At 72.1% G+C, this 11,734-nt stretch carries 11 protein-coding genes and 2 pseudogenes; 8 read left to right on the plus strand and 5 right to left on the minus strand.

Going from position 1 to position 11,734, the window contains the following annotated elements:
* Positions 1–23: 23 nt before the first annotated feature.
* The 4 genes and pseudogenes from RUTHE_RS10535 to RUTHE_RS10550 form a co-directional block, all read right to left on the minus strand.
* Positions 24–989 (minus strand): annotated as a pseudogene (locus RUTHE_RS10535) (sugar-binding transcriptional regulator); the annotation flags it as partial.
* A gap of 133 nt (positions 990–1,122) precedes the next feature.
* A complete protein-coding gene (locus RUTHE_RS10540) occupies positions 1,123–1,740 on the minus strand; it encodes an HAD family hydrolase (RefSeq protein ID WP_342662243.1) in 618 nt (205 codons plus the stop codon).
* A complete protein-coding gene (hemH, locus tag RUTHE_RS10545) occupies positions 1,731–2,822 on the minus strand; it encodes a ferrochelatase (RefSeq protein WP_021098397.1) in 1,092 nt (363 codons plus the stop codon). The genes RUTHE_RS10540 and hemH overlap by 10 nt, the downstream gene beginning before the upstream one ends.
* Entirely contained in the window at positions 2,819–3,655 is an 837-nt protein-coding gene (locus RUTHE_RS10550) for a class I SAM-dependent methyltransferase (protein ID WP_051150459.1), read from the minus strand. Before RUTHE_RS10550 ends, hemH begins: the two co-directional genes overlap by 4 nt.
* Positions 3,656–3,680: 25 nt before the next feature.
* On the opposite strand from RUTHE_RS10550, the gene RUTHE_RS10555 reads away from it, so the two are divergent.
* The 3 genes from RUTHE_RS10555 to RUTHE_RS10565 all read left to right on the plus strand — a co-directional run bounded on the left by RUTHE_RS10555 (position 3,681) and on the right by RUTHE_RS10565 (position 5,745).
* Positions 3,681–4,511 carry a ComF family protein gene (locus RUTHE_RS10555; RefSeq protein ID WP_021098399.1) on the plus strand — a complete coding sequence of 277 codons (831 nt, stop codon included), beginning with the start codon at positions 3,681–3,683 and terminating at the stop codon, positions 4,509–4,511.
* Positions 4,512–4,675: 164 nt separating this feature from the next.
* The gene (grxC, locus tag RUTHE_RS10560) at positions 4,676–4,933 is read left to right on the plus strand and encodes a glutaredoxin 3 (protein ID WP_021098400.1); all 258 of its coding nucleotides are present in this window, start codon (positions 4,676–4,678) and stop codon (positions 4,931–4,933) included.
* On the plus strand, positions 4,933–5,745 hold the full coding sequence (locus RUTHE_RS10565; RefSeq protein WP_021098401.1) for a carbon-nitrogen hydrolase family protein: 813 nt from the start codon (positions 4,933–4,935) through the stop codon (positions 5,743–5,745). The genes grxC and RUTHE_RS10565 overlap by 1 nt, the downstream gene beginning before the upstream one ends.
* Before the next feature lie 9 nt (positions 5,746–5,754).
* Here RUTHE_RS10565 and ubiG read toward each other — a convergent pair.
* Positions 5,755–6,503: pseudogene (ubiG, locus tag RUTHE_RS10570) on the minus strand (bifunctional 2-polyprenyl-6-hydroxyphenol methylase/3-demethylubiquinol 3-O-methyltransferase UbiG).
* A 68-nt stretch (positions 6,504–6,571) separates the two neighbouring features.
* Between ubiG and pip the strand changes: the two are divergent.
* The 5 genes from pip to RUTHE_RS10595 form a co-directional block, all read left to right on the plus strand.
* A complete protein-coding gene (gene pip / locus RUTHE_RS10575) occupies positions 6,572–7,624 on the plus strand; it encodes a prolyl aminopeptidase (RefSeq protein WP_021098404.1) in 1,053 nt (350 codons plus the stop codon).
* 5 nt (positions 7,625–7,629) lie between these two features.
* Positions 7,630–8,580 carry an ABC transporter substrate-binding protein gene (locus tag RUTHE_RS10580; protein ID WP_021098405.1) on the plus strand — a complete coding sequence of 317 codons (951 nt, stop codon included), beginning with the start codon at positions 7,630–7,632 and terminating at the stop codon, positions 8,578–8,580.
* A gap of 136 nt (positions 8,581–8,716) precedes the next feature.
* A complete protein-coding gene (rimP, locus tag RUTHE_RS10585; RefSeq protein ID WP_051150440.1) occupies positions 8,717–9,358 on the plus strand; it encodes a ribosome maturation factor RimP in 642 nt (213 codons plus the stop codon).
* On the plus strand, positions 9,358–11,106 hold the full coding sequence (nusA, locus tag RUTHE_RS10590) for a transcription termination factor NusA (RefSeq protein ID WP_021098407.1): 1,749 nt from the start codon (positions 9,358–9,360) through the stop codon (positions 11,104–11,106). Before rimP ends, nusA begins: the two co-directional genes overlap by 1 nt.
* A 6-nt stretch (positions 11,107–11,112) precedes the next feature.
* On the plus strand, positions 11,113–11,734 hold a 622-nt coding region (locus tag RUTHE_RS10595; protein WP_021098408.1), incomplete at its 3' end, for an RNA-binding protein.

Below are 11,734 nucleotides of genomic sequence, written 5' to 3' on the forward strand. Positions count from 1 at the left end.
CCGGCCTGCGCGGCCGGGATGGCTCAGGCCTCGCGCAGGAGTCGTTCGGCCGTGGCCTCGCTGGTGACGAGGCCGTTGACCAGCCGTCCGTCCAGCGCGGCGCGGATCGCCTGCACCTTGGCCTCGCCCACGGCGACGGCGACGGTGGGGCGGGACGGATCGCGCGCGACCGGCAGCGGGGCCGAGGCGACGCGGTCATTGTAGGGGCACTCCATGACGCGGCCGTTCCTGTCATAGACCCAGGCCGTGATCTCGCCCGCGGCACCGGCCTGCCGCAGGGCTTCGGCTTCCTCGGGGGACATGAAGCCGTCCACCACGAGCGGCGCCCCCGGCCCGATCTGCCCGATGCCGACCAGCGTCAGATCCGCCTGTGCGCAGAGTTCGAGCGTGTGGCGCACCGAACCCTGGGCATGCAGCACCGCCCGTTCGGCGGCATCGCGCGCGAGCACCGGCAGCGGATAGGGATAGTGGCGCGCGCCCACCCGGTCTGCCATGCGCACGGTGGCGTTGTAGGGCGTGGCCTGTCCGTCCGCCATCATGTTGCCCAGCCGCGAGACGATGCGGTGCTGCGGGCAGTCCATGCGCGAGAGGGCCTCGACCGTCGCCTTCAGCGCCCGCCCGGTGCCGAGCGCGATGACCTTCGGTTCGGCGGCGCGCAGCACCTTCTCGAGCAGCCCGGCCGCGGCCGCGGCGACGCCGGCCAGCAGGTCCGGCGCGGCGGGGTCGGAGGGCACGACCTCGGCCACGGCCAGATCCCAGCGTTCGGAGAGGGCCGCAGCCAGATCCATGCAGCGCCCGATCGGGTGATCGAGCCGCACCTTGACCAGCCGCTCGGAGACGGCCATCGCCACCAGCCGCTGCACCGTCTGGCGCGAGACCCCCATCTTCTGGGCGATCTCGTCCTGGGTGTTGCCGGCGACATAGTAGAGCCAGCCGGCCCGGGCGGCGTCGTCGAGTCGTGTGGGGGGCGGGCGATGCGCGGGCTGGTCACGGGTGTGTCACGGGCAGGTCACGGACTGGTCATGGGCGGTTCGGCGATCCGGGAGAGCGGACGAGGCCGGGATGGGCGCGCAGCAGCGCATCCCAAGATCGGAATGCCGTCAGTCGGGGGGGGAGCGTCAATCACCTCCGCGAGGGCGCGGGGCAGGGGGCCGCCATGTGGCTGCCCCCGGCGAACAGCAGGACCTGCATCCCTGCAGCGCGCGCCGCGGTCAGACCCGGCAGGCTGTCCTCGATCACCAGACAGCGCGCCGGATCCGCCCCCATGCGCCGGGCGGCATGCAGGAACAGGTCGGGGGCGGGCTTGCCCCGCGGGACTTCGGAGGCGGTGAAGACAGGCAGGCCGAAGCGGTCGATCCCGGCAATCGCGAGCGACCGCGCCGCCCGGGGGGGGGAAGAGGATGTCGCGATGCAGGCCGGCACCTGCAGACGGGCCAGCATCTCCGGCGCGCCCGGCACCGGCCGCAGCTCGGTCTCGAAGCGGGCCAGCAGGCGCTGGCGATAGGCGGCCTCGAAGCCGTCGGGCAGATCGCGCCCCCACTGCTCGCGGATGATGCGCGCCACCGTCGGGAAGCTGCGGCCGAGGAAATGTTCGCGCACATAGGCGGCATCGAAGGCGATCCCTGCCTCCGCGGCGAGCTCCACCAGCACCGCGGCCGAGATCGTCTCGCTGTCGATCAGCACCCCGTCACAGTCGAGGATCAGCAGATCCGGTGTTTCACGTGAAACATTCAGAGCCAGCCTCCCAGATGGCGCAACACCAGCCCCTCGATGGCATCGAGATGGGCGGGATCGTCGTTGAGACAGGGGATGTAGTGGAAATGCTCTCCGCCGGCGGCCTCGAAGCTTTCGGCCACCTCGCCGCGGATCTCTTCCAGGGTCTCCACGCAATCGGCGGCAAAGGCCGGGGCGACCACCGCGATGCGCCTCACCCCCTCTTCGCGGGCCAGCCGGGCGACCTCCTCCGCAGTATAGGGCCGGAGCCATTCCTCGCGGCCGAAACGGCTCTGGAAGGTGGTGACCAGCCGCTCTGCCGGCCAGCCCAGCGCCTCGCCCAGCAGGCGCGAGGTCTTCCGACACTGGCAGTGATAGGGATCCCCCCCTTGCGTGAGATAGCGCAGGGGCATCCCGTGATAGCTGACGATCAGCCGTTCGGGCTCGGCGCCGCCAAAGGCGGCTGTGGCTTCCTCCCAGCCGCGCCGGACCGAGGCCGCGAGCGCGGCGATGAAGGCGGGATCGTCGAAATAGGGCTCGGCCGTGCGCACCGGGGGCTGCCAGGGCTCCGCCATCAGCGCGCGAAAGAACTGGTCGCAGGCGGTGGCCGTCGTGGCGCCGGCATATTGCGGATAGAGCGGCACGAAGAGCAGCCGGCGGCATCCCTCCTCGCGCAGCAGGCGGCGGACGACCGAAGGGGTCGAGGGATTGCCATAGCGCATGGCGAAATCCACCCGCACGGCATCGCCGAAACGCGCGACAAGCCGTTCGCGCAGGGCGTCCGTCTGGGCGCGGGTGATCGTCAGCAACGGGCTTTCGTTGCGCTCCCGGTCCCAGATCTTGCGGTAGTTGGCGCCCGAGGTGAAGGGACGCTTCGTCAGGATGATCCCCTGCAGGATCGGCTGCCACTTCCAGGCCGGATAGTCGATCACCCGCCGATCGGAGAGGAACTCGCTGAGATAGCGGCGCATTGACCAGTAATCGGTGGCGTCCGGCGTGCCGAGATTGGCCAGGATCACGCCCGTGCGCGCCGGGGGCAGGGCGGGATGACCGGCCGGAGCATGGGCGGGAACCGCAGAACCTTCGGACAGGGTGAAGGGGGCATTCATGGCTGAGAAACTCCTGGCAGGGCCTCGGCCCCGGCCGCCCGGGCGGTCTGGCGTGCCGCCTCGATCGCATCGGCAAGGCGATGGACGGCGGAACCGGGGCGCAGCGGTCTGGGCTGACCGGGGGCGGGGGCCCAGGCGACAAGGGTGATCACCTCGAAACGCGCGATCGCACGGCCTTCGGCCGTGAGGGGGTGGCGGGCGGCCGCGCCCAGCAGGACGGCCCGCCGCGTGGGACGCCGCAGCCGCCCGGCCAACGCATTGCCCTCGCCCATGCGGCGCAGGTCCCGCATCAGGGCCAGGGGGCTGTCATAGCTGACCTCATAGGACAGCCAGTCGGCCACGGGCATCACCAGCCCGGCGCGGGCCGGCAGATCGCCCCAGGCGCGGATATCGGCCATCGGCAGGATGCGGGGCGAAAGCCCCCCTGTCGCCTCGACCTCGGCCTCGGCCAGGGCGCGACGCAGCGGCGCGAGGGTCTCTCCGCCGAAGACCGTGGCCAGGAACAGCCCGTCCGGCCGCAGCGCGCGGGCGCATTGGGCGATCTGGCCCACCGGGTCATCAGCCCAGTGCAGGCAGAGATCATGGATCACGAGGTCATGGGCCCCGGCCTCGAGATCGAGCAGGGGATCATCCGTCACAAGGCGGGCGCCCGGCAGACGCTCGCGCCAGACCTGCGGAAAGGGCGTGACGACCGCGGGGGCCGTAAACCTTCTGTTAACCTCCTTGAGTCTATCCTCGGTCTCGTCGGCCACCCGTTCGCGCAGGAAGAGGGCATCGGCCCCGGCGCGCAGGCGGAGGAGGGCAGGACGATCGGTGAGGCGGGGGGGTGTCATGCCCCCCATCTAGGGGAGGCGAGCCATGTTGGAAAGCGCATCCGGGCGGTCCGGCCCGTGGCGGCGCGCCGCAGCCGCTGTCGCCCTTGCCGGGGCGGCCGGGCGCAGGGTCGGCGCGCATCTGCGGCGCCTGCTCTATCCGCCCGCCTGCGTGGCCTGCGGTGAGCTGACCGAGGGCGAATTCGCCCTCTGCGGCCCCTGCTGGCGCGAGGCGGGGTTCCTCATGGGGGCACTGGTCTGCGATGCCTGCGGGGCGCCGCTGCCGGGCCAGGCGGATGCGGAGGCGGTGGCGCCGCATTGCGACGACTGCCTGCGCCATCCCCGCCCCTGGGACAGGGGGCGCGCGGTCCTGCCCTATCGGGGGACCGGGCGCGCCCTGGTGCTCGCGCTCAAGCATGGCGACCGGACCGATCTGGCCCGCCCGATGGGGGCCTGGATGGCTGCGGCAGCCCGATCCCTTCTGGGCGAGGACCGGGCGGATGGGGCGGAGGCCGTGCTCGTGCCGGTTCCCCTGCATTGGACGCGGCTCGCACTGCGCCGCCACAATCAGGCCCAGCTGCTCGCGGCGGCGGCGGGACGCAGGCTGGGCCTGCCCGTCCTCCCCGATGCGCTCATCCGCTGCCGCCGCACGGCTTCGCTGGGAACCCTGGGGCGCGAGGGGCGGGCCGCCGCCCTTGCAGGGGCGATCGCGCCGCACCCGCGATGGGGCCGCGCCCTTGCGGGGCGTCCGGTGATCCTGGTGGACGATGTGATGACAACCGGCGCGACGCTGGCTGAGGCGGCATGCGCGGCACGCGCGGCCGGGGCCGGGACGGTGCATGTCCTCGTGCTGGCGCGGGCGATGCGCGAGGGATGAGATCGGCCGCGACGGGCACAGGGCGCCCTCCCCGGCCCGTCCCGGCGGGCCTGATCGGGGGAATCCGGGGTTCGGGCCGATCCCGTCCCGCCTGCGGCCCGACCCCCTGGAAGCCCGGCCTCCTTGCGCCTAGCTTGCAGGTGTCCCGCCCGGAGAGCCGAGCCATGGCGCTGATCGAGATCTATACCTCTCCCACCTGCGGCTATTGCCACGCCGCCAAGCGGCTCCTGCAGCGCAAGGGGGCCGCCTTCACCGAGATCGACGTCACGCGCGATCCTGCGCGCCGCGCCGAGATGGTCGAACGCGCCGGCGGGCGGCGCACGGTGCCGCAGATCTTCATCGACGGCCGCCATGTGGGGGGCTGCGACGATCTTCATGCGCTCGACGCCCGGGGCGGGCTGGATCCGCTTCTGGCGGCGTGATGCGCGCGGCCCTGATCCAGTTCACCTCGGGCGATGATCCGGACGCCAATCTGGCCCGGCTGCGCCCCCTGGTCGCCGAGGCCGCAGGGGCGGGTGCGCAGCTCGTCTGCACGCCCGAAATGACCAATCTGCTCGCCCCCCGGCCCGTGCTCATGGCGCGGGCCGCAACCGAGGAGAGCGACCCCGTCCTGGCCGGATTGCGGGCCGAGGCGGCGATGCGGGGGATCTGGATCGCGGCCGGCTCGCTGGCCATCCGCGTGCCGGGAGAGACACGCCTGGCCAACCGCTCGCTGCTGATCGGGCCGGATGGCACGATCGCCGCCCGCTATGACAAGATCCACATGTTCGATGTGGATGTCTCCGCCGCCGAGACCTGGCGCGAAAGCGCCGGCTTCCGGCCCGGCACCCGCGCGGTTCTGGCGCGCACGCCGCTGGCCGCCCTGGGGCTCACGATCTGCTATGATCTGCGCTTTCCCCATCTCCATCGGGCGCTGGCAAGGGCAGGGGCCGAGATCCTGCTCGTGCCCGCCGCCTTCACCCGCCCCACCGGCGAGGCACATTGGGAGGTGCTGCTGCGCGCCCGCGCCATCGAGACAGGCTGTTTCGTGCTGGCCGCGGCCCAGACGGGAGAGCACCCGGGCGGGCGCCTGACGCATGGGCATTCGCTGGCGGTCTCGCCCTGGGGGGCGGTTCTGGCCGATGCGGGAGGCGCAGAGGGCGTGACGGTGGTGGAGATCGACCTTGCGGAGGTGGCCGAGGCACGCCGGCGCATCCCCGCGCTCACGCATGACCGGGCGTTCGGGGGGCCGTGACGGGCCTTCCTAGGGGCGCGAGGCGGCGAGCGCGTAGTTCACCGCAAGGTCGCGCTCGGACAGGCGCCAGCTCCAGCGCAAGGGATCGAAGACGAGGCCCATCCGGTCCACCGGGGTCAGCCCGGCCTGCCGCAGCAGCGTCTCCAGCTCGGCGGGCGTCAGGAAGCGCCGCCAGTCATGCGTGCCGCGCGGCAGCCAGCGCAGCAGGTATTCGGCCCCCAGGATGGCGGCAGCGAAACTGCGTGCCGTGCGGTTCAGCGTGGTCAGCAGGACCAGGCCCCCCGGCCGCACCAGCGCCGCAAGCGCAGCACAGAAGGCGGCCGGATCGGGGACATGTTCGATCACCTCGGAGGCCAGAACGGCGTCGAAACGCTCGCCTGCCTGCACCAGATCCTCGGCGATTCCCTCGCGATAGTCGATGGACAGACCTGCCTGTGCGGCATGGGCGCGCGCCGCCTCGAGAGCGGCTGAGGCAGGATCGAGCCCGGTCACGGCGGCGCCGAGACGGGCCAGCGGCTCGGACAGAAGCCCCCCGCGCAGCCGATATCGAGCACCCGCAGGCCCTCGAGGGGACGGGCGGCCCGGCGATCGCGGTCGAAGCCCGCCGTCAGTCGCGCGGTGATCCAGTCGAGCCGGGCCGGGGTCATCGCATGGAGCGGCGCCAGCGGCCCTGCGGGATCCCACCACGCGGCCGCCATCGCGTCAAAGCGCGCCGCCTCGGCCCTGTCGAGGCCGCTGCGCCCGCCGGCCTCGGCCATCCCCGCTCTCTCACCCGTCATGTTGCACCCCCTCGCAAGCCGCCCCCCGGCGATGATATAGGCCGTTCATGGACAAGGCCTCCCCCTCCCTGCCTGCGCGGCTCGTTCCGCATCAGGTGCTGTATCCGCCGATCGAGCCGCATGCGACCTGGTTGCTCGATGTCGGCGACGGGCACCGCATCCATGTGGAGGAATGCGGGAACCCGCAAGGCATCCCCGTGGTGGTCCTGCATGGCGGTCCCGGCGGGGGGTGCTCGCCCGTGATGCGGCGCTATTTCGATCCCCGCGCCTATCGGATTGTCCTCTTCGATCAGCGCGGTTGCGGCCGCTCGCGCCCGCATGCCTGCGTGGAGGCCAACACCACCTGGCATCTGGTGGCCGATATCGAACGCATCCGCGTTCTTCTGGGCATCGAGGCCTGGGGGGCGGTGTTCGGCGGATCCTGGGGGGCGGCGCTGGCCCTGATCTATGCACAGGCCCATCCCGAGCGGGTGCGCGCGCTGGTGCTGCGCGGGGTGTTCCTGATGACGCAGGCCGAGCTCGACTGGTTCTATGGCGGCGGGGCAGGGGCCTTCTGGCCCGATCTGTGGGACCGTTTCCGCAGCCTGATCCCCGCGGCCGAACAGGACGACCTGATCGCCGCCTATCACAGGCGCCTGTTCTCGGGCGATCTGCGCGAGGAGATCCGCCATGCCCGGGCCTGGGCAGGCTGGGAGAATGCCCTGGCCTCGCTCGAGAGCGAGGCGGCGGGATCGGTCGCGGGGCCGGGGCATGCCGGGACGGCTGCCCCCGTTTTCGAGGCCCCGGCCGACTATGCCCGCGCCTTCGCCCGCATCGAGAACCACTATTTCGCGAATGGCGGCTTTCTGTCCGAGGATCAGGCCATCCTCGCCAACATGGACCGCATCGCCCATATCCCCGGGGTGATCGTGCAGGGTCGCTACGACATGATCTGCCCGCCTGTCTCGGCCTGGAGACTGGCACAGGTCTGGCCTGCCGCCCGGCTCGAGATGATCGGCCGCGCCGGCCATGCCCTGAGCGAGCCGGGGATCACCGCTGCGCTTGTGCGGGCGATGGACCGTCTGGCCGCACAGATCGCCGGCGCGGTCCGGGCGGGCTAGGCGCCATGGCCCCCCTCCGCCGCCCGCCGCCGCCGCTGCGCCGCCTCGGGATCCGTGCGCCCGCGCAGCCCGATTCGCGGCTGAGCCGGCGCGGGCTTCTCACCGCCGGGGTGCTGGCGGGGGTGCTCGCCGCGACCGGGGTGCCGGTGGAGGCGCGCCAGCGCGGCGGCGTGCTGCGGCTTGCGCTGGCAGGGGGGGTCCCCGACGGCGCGGACTGGTCGCAGGCCCATCCCGTCCTTCTGCTGGCCGCGCATGAGACGCTGACCGAGATCGCCCCCGATGGCGCGTTGCGCGGCGCCCTGGCCGAAGGCTGGGAGGCGGCGCCGGGGGCCGCCGTCTGGCATCTGTCCTTCGTGCCGGGGGCCGTCTTTCCCGACGGCACCCCGCTGCGGCCGCGCGATGTGGGCGCCTCGCTCCGCCGGCCCGGATCGCCACTGGCCGCGGATCTGGCCGATCTGGCCGAGGCCGGTCCGCGCGGGCTGCGTCTCGTGCTGCGGCAGGGCGACCCGGACCTGCCCTTCCGCCTGGCCGATCCGGCGCTGGCCGTGGGGCGGGGCGGGCGGCTCGACGGGCAGGGAACGGGCCCCTACCGGAGCGCCGGTCGGGACGAACGCGGCCTGCTGCGCCTGCTGCGGGCCCCGACGCATCGGCTCGACGGCCGGGCCGGCTGGTTCGAGGCGATCGAGGCGCGGCATCTGTCCGAACCGGACGAGCGGTTCGCGGCCCTGCGGGAGGGGCTGGCCGATCTCGTCGAGGCCCTGCCCCCCCACCGGCTGGCCGAGGCCCGGGCGGCCGGGTTCCGGCTGGTCGGGGACGCGGCGGAGACGGCGCCGGCGGAGGAGGCAGCAGGGGCGGACGGCCCTGCCCATGGGCCCCGCCTGGCCCATGGGGCGCTGTCGCGTCTCGGGCCGCTCGATGACGGGCGGATCGCGCTGCGCTGGTGGTTCGCCGGCTGACGGGCGATTCCGCTTGCGCCCGGCGGGCGGCGCGCCTATATGCCGCTCGGACAGCGGCGTGCCGGCCTCCACCCCCGGCGCCCACCGGCAGAAGACCGACGGGCCGCGCGCCCGTCGTTTCGTTTCCGGGGAGCCCATGGCCGACCTCATCGCCAAGACCGCCATCGACCGCCGCCTCGCCGCGATCGCCGAGTCCGTGGCCCGTTCGCTCGGCTTCGAGCTGGTGCGGCTGCGCCTCATGGGCGGAACGCGCAAGACGCTCCAGATCATGGCCCAGCGGCCCGACGGCCGGATGGAGGTGGAGGATTGCGCCCGTCTTTCCACGGCGCTGTCGGCCGTGCTCGATGTCGAGGATCCCATCGCGGAGGCCTATACGCTCGAGGTCTCCAGCCCCGGCATCGACCGTCCCCTGACCCGGCTGCAGGATTTCGAGACCTGGGCCGGCCATGAGGCGAAGCTGGAGACCGAGATCCTGATCGACGGGCGCCGGCGCTTTCGCGGCGTGCTGCAGGGCGTCGAGGGCGAGGAGGTGCTGCTTGCCCTCGAGGAGCAGGGCGAGATGGTGACGGTGGGGCTGCGCTTCGACTGGATCGCCGATGCCAAGCTCGTGCTCACCGACGATCTGATCCGCCAGACGCTGCAGGGTCGGCGCGATGCCGGCCTGATCGACGAGAGCCAGTTCGATGCCGTGGAACAGGTCATCGATGGCGAGGACGAGGACGGGGATCCCGGGGACGGCGCCGGGCCCGCAGACAAGACCTCCGAGGAGAGACCCTGATGCCCATCACCTCCGCCAATCAGCTCGAGCTGCTGCAGACCGCCGAGGCGGTCGCGCGCGAGAAGATGATCGATCCCGGCCTTGTCGTCGCGGCGATGGAGGAAAGCCTCGCGCGAGCGGCGAAATCCCGTTACGGCGCGGAAATGGACATCCGCGTGTCGATCGACCGCAAGACGGGCCGCGCCACCTTCACCCGCGTGCGGACCGTCGTCGAGGAGGACGCGGTCGAGAACTATCATGCGCAGGTGACGCCGCAGCAGGCGCATGACATCGTCAAGGCGGCGCGTCCCGCCGTCACGGTCCTGGGGGCGCCGGGGGCGCGCCGGTTCCTGCTGCGCGCCCCGCGGGAGGAGGAGGCCCGGCGGCTGGATCCGGCGGCGCAGACCGCTCTGCCGGCCCCCGGCGACGAGATCGTGGACGAGGTGCCGCCGGTGGACATGGGCCGCATCGCCGCCCAGAGCGCCAAGCAGGTCATCCTCCAGAAGGTCCGCGAGGCCGAGCGCGACCGCCAGTACGAGCAGTTCAAGGACCGTGTCGGGACGATCGTCAACGGCATCGTCCGGCGCGAGGAATACGGCAATCTGATCGTCGATGTCGGCGCCGGCGAGGCGGTGCTCAAGCGCAACGACAAGATCGGCCGCGAGGCCTGGCGCCCCGGCGATCGCATCCGCGCCTATGTCAAGGATGTCCGGCGCGAGCCGCGGGGGCCGCAGATCTTCCTCTCGCGCACGGCGCCCGAATTCATGAAGGAACTGTTCAAGATGGAAGTGCCCGAGATTTACGAGGGCACCATCGAGATCAAGGCCGTGGCGCGCGATCCGGGCAGCCGGGCCAAGATCGCCGTCGTCTCCTACGACAACTCGATCGACCCGGTGGGGGCCTGCGTGGGCATGCGCGGCAGCCGCGTGCAGGCCGTCGTCAACGAGCTGCAGGGCGAGAAGATCGACATCATCCCCTGGAATGCCGACACGGCGACCTTCCTGGTCAATGCGCTCCAGCCCGCGGAGGTGACCAAGGTCGTCTTCGACGAGGAGGCCGGCAAGATCGAGGTTGTCGTCCCGGAGGAGCAGCTCTCCCTTGCCATCGGGCGACGCGGCCAGAACGTGCGTCTGGCCTCGCAGCTCACCGGGCTCGATATCGACATCCTCACCGAGGAGGAGGAGTCGAAGCGCCGTCAGGCCGAGTTCGACGAGCGCACCCGGCTCTTCATGACGACGCTCGACCTTGACGAGTTCTTCGCCCAGCTCCTTGTGGCCGAAGGTTTCCGCAGCGTCGAGGAAGTGGCCTATGTCGACCGGGAGGAGCTTCTGGCCATCGAGGGGGTGGACGAGGAGACCGCCGAGGAGCTTCAGGCCCGTGCCCGCGACCATATCGAGGCCCAGGCGAAGGCGGCGCTCGATCGTGCCCGCAGCCTGGGGGTCGAGGAGTCGTTGATCGGCTTCCCCGGGCTTACCCCGGCGATGATCGAGGCGCTGGCGAAGGAGGGGGTGAAGACCCTCGAGGATTTCGCCACGCTGGCCGACTGGGAACTGGCCGGCGGCTGGACCGAGGATGCCGAAGGCAAGCGCGTCAAGGACGAGGGCATTCTCGAACGCTTCGATCTCTCGCTCGAGGAGGCGCGGGACATGGTGATGTCGGCGCGCGTGGCGCTGGGCTGGGTCGATCCCGAGGAGATCGCCGCCGGCGGTCTCGCCGAGGGGGACGAGGAAGGGGCCGAGTCCGGCCCCGCGACGCAGGCAGAGGCCTGAGCCAGCATGACGCGCGGCGGCGCCAGGGCAGAGCGGGACGGACCCGAGAGGCGCTGCCTCGTGACGGGGGAAAAGGCCCCGAAGGCCGGCCTTGTGCGCTTTGTCCTCTCGCCCGATGGGGTGGTCGTCCCCGACATTGCCGGAAAATTGCCGGGGCGGGGGTTCCATGTCACCGCCTCCCGCCCCATCTTGGAGAAGGCACGGGCTGCCCAGTTCGCCCGTGCGGCCCGGGCCCCCGTCACGGTGCCCCCTGATCTGGTGCAGGCCGTGGAGCGTCAGCTTGCCGCCCGTCTGGTGGAGATGCTGAGCCTTGCCCGCAAGGCGGGGCTGGCGATCTGCGGTTTCGAGAAGGTGCGCGATGCGCTGGCCGCTGCGGGCGAGGGCACCGGGCGCGGCGCCTGGGCGCGCATCGGGGTTCTGCTGCAGGCCGCCGACGGGTCTGCCCGCGGCAAGGCCCGCCTCTGGACGCCCGAAGGGGCGCGCTGGTTCGGCTGTCTGACGGCGTCCGAACTGGGGCAGGCCTTCGGGCGCGACAGTGTCATTCATGCGGCCGTGGCGTCTGGCGCCCTGGCCGCGCGTGTTGTAGAGGAGGCCTCTCGTGCCCCTCGCCGCCGTGCTGGGGCATCAG

It is taken from the genome of Rubellimicrobium thermophilum DSM 16684 (assembly GCF_000442315.1).
GTDB classification, from domain to species: domain Bacteria; phylum Pseudomonadota; class Alphaproteobacteria; order Rhodobacterales; family Rhodobacteraceae; genus Rubellimicrobium; species Rubellimicrobium thermophilum.

Bases quoted from the DNA above. Each gene is read 5' to 3' on its own strand.
- hemH (WP_021098397.1), bottom strand. From the start codon at position 2,822: ATGAATGCCCCCTTCACCCTGTCCGAAGGTTCTGCGGTTCCCGCCCAT.
- RUTHE_RS10550 (WP_051150459.1), bottom strand. From the start codon at position 3,655: ATGACACCCCCCCGCCTCACCGATCGTCCTGCCCTCCTCCGCCTGCGC.
- RUTHE_RS10555 (WP_021098399.1), top strand. From the start codon at position 3,681: ATGTTGGAAAGCGCATCCGGGCGGTCCGGCCCGTGGCGGCGCGCCGCA.
- grxC (WP_021098400.1), top strand. From the start codon at position 4,676: ATGGCGCTGATCGAGATCTATACCTCTCCCACCTGCGGCTATTGCCAC.
- RUTHE_RS10565 (WP_021098401.1), top strand. From the start codon at position 4,933: ATGCGCGCGGCCCTGATCCAGTTCACCTCGGGCGATGATCCGGACGCC.
- pip (WP_021098404.1), top strand. From the start codon at position 6,572: ATGGACAAGGCCTCCCCCTCCCTGCCTGCGCGGCTCGTTCCGCATCAG.
- RUTHE_RS10580 (WP_021098405.1), top strand. From the start codon at position 7,630: ATGGCCCCCCTCCGCCGCCCGCCGCCGCCGCTGCGCCGCCTCGGGATC.
- rimP (WP_051150440.1), top strand. From the start codon at position 8,717: ATGGCCGACCTCATCGCCAAGACCGCCATCGACCGCCGCCTCGCCGCG.
- nusA (WP_021098407.1), top strand. From the start codon at position 9,358: ATGCCCATCACCTCCGCCAATCAGCTCGAGCTGCTGCAGACCGCCGAG.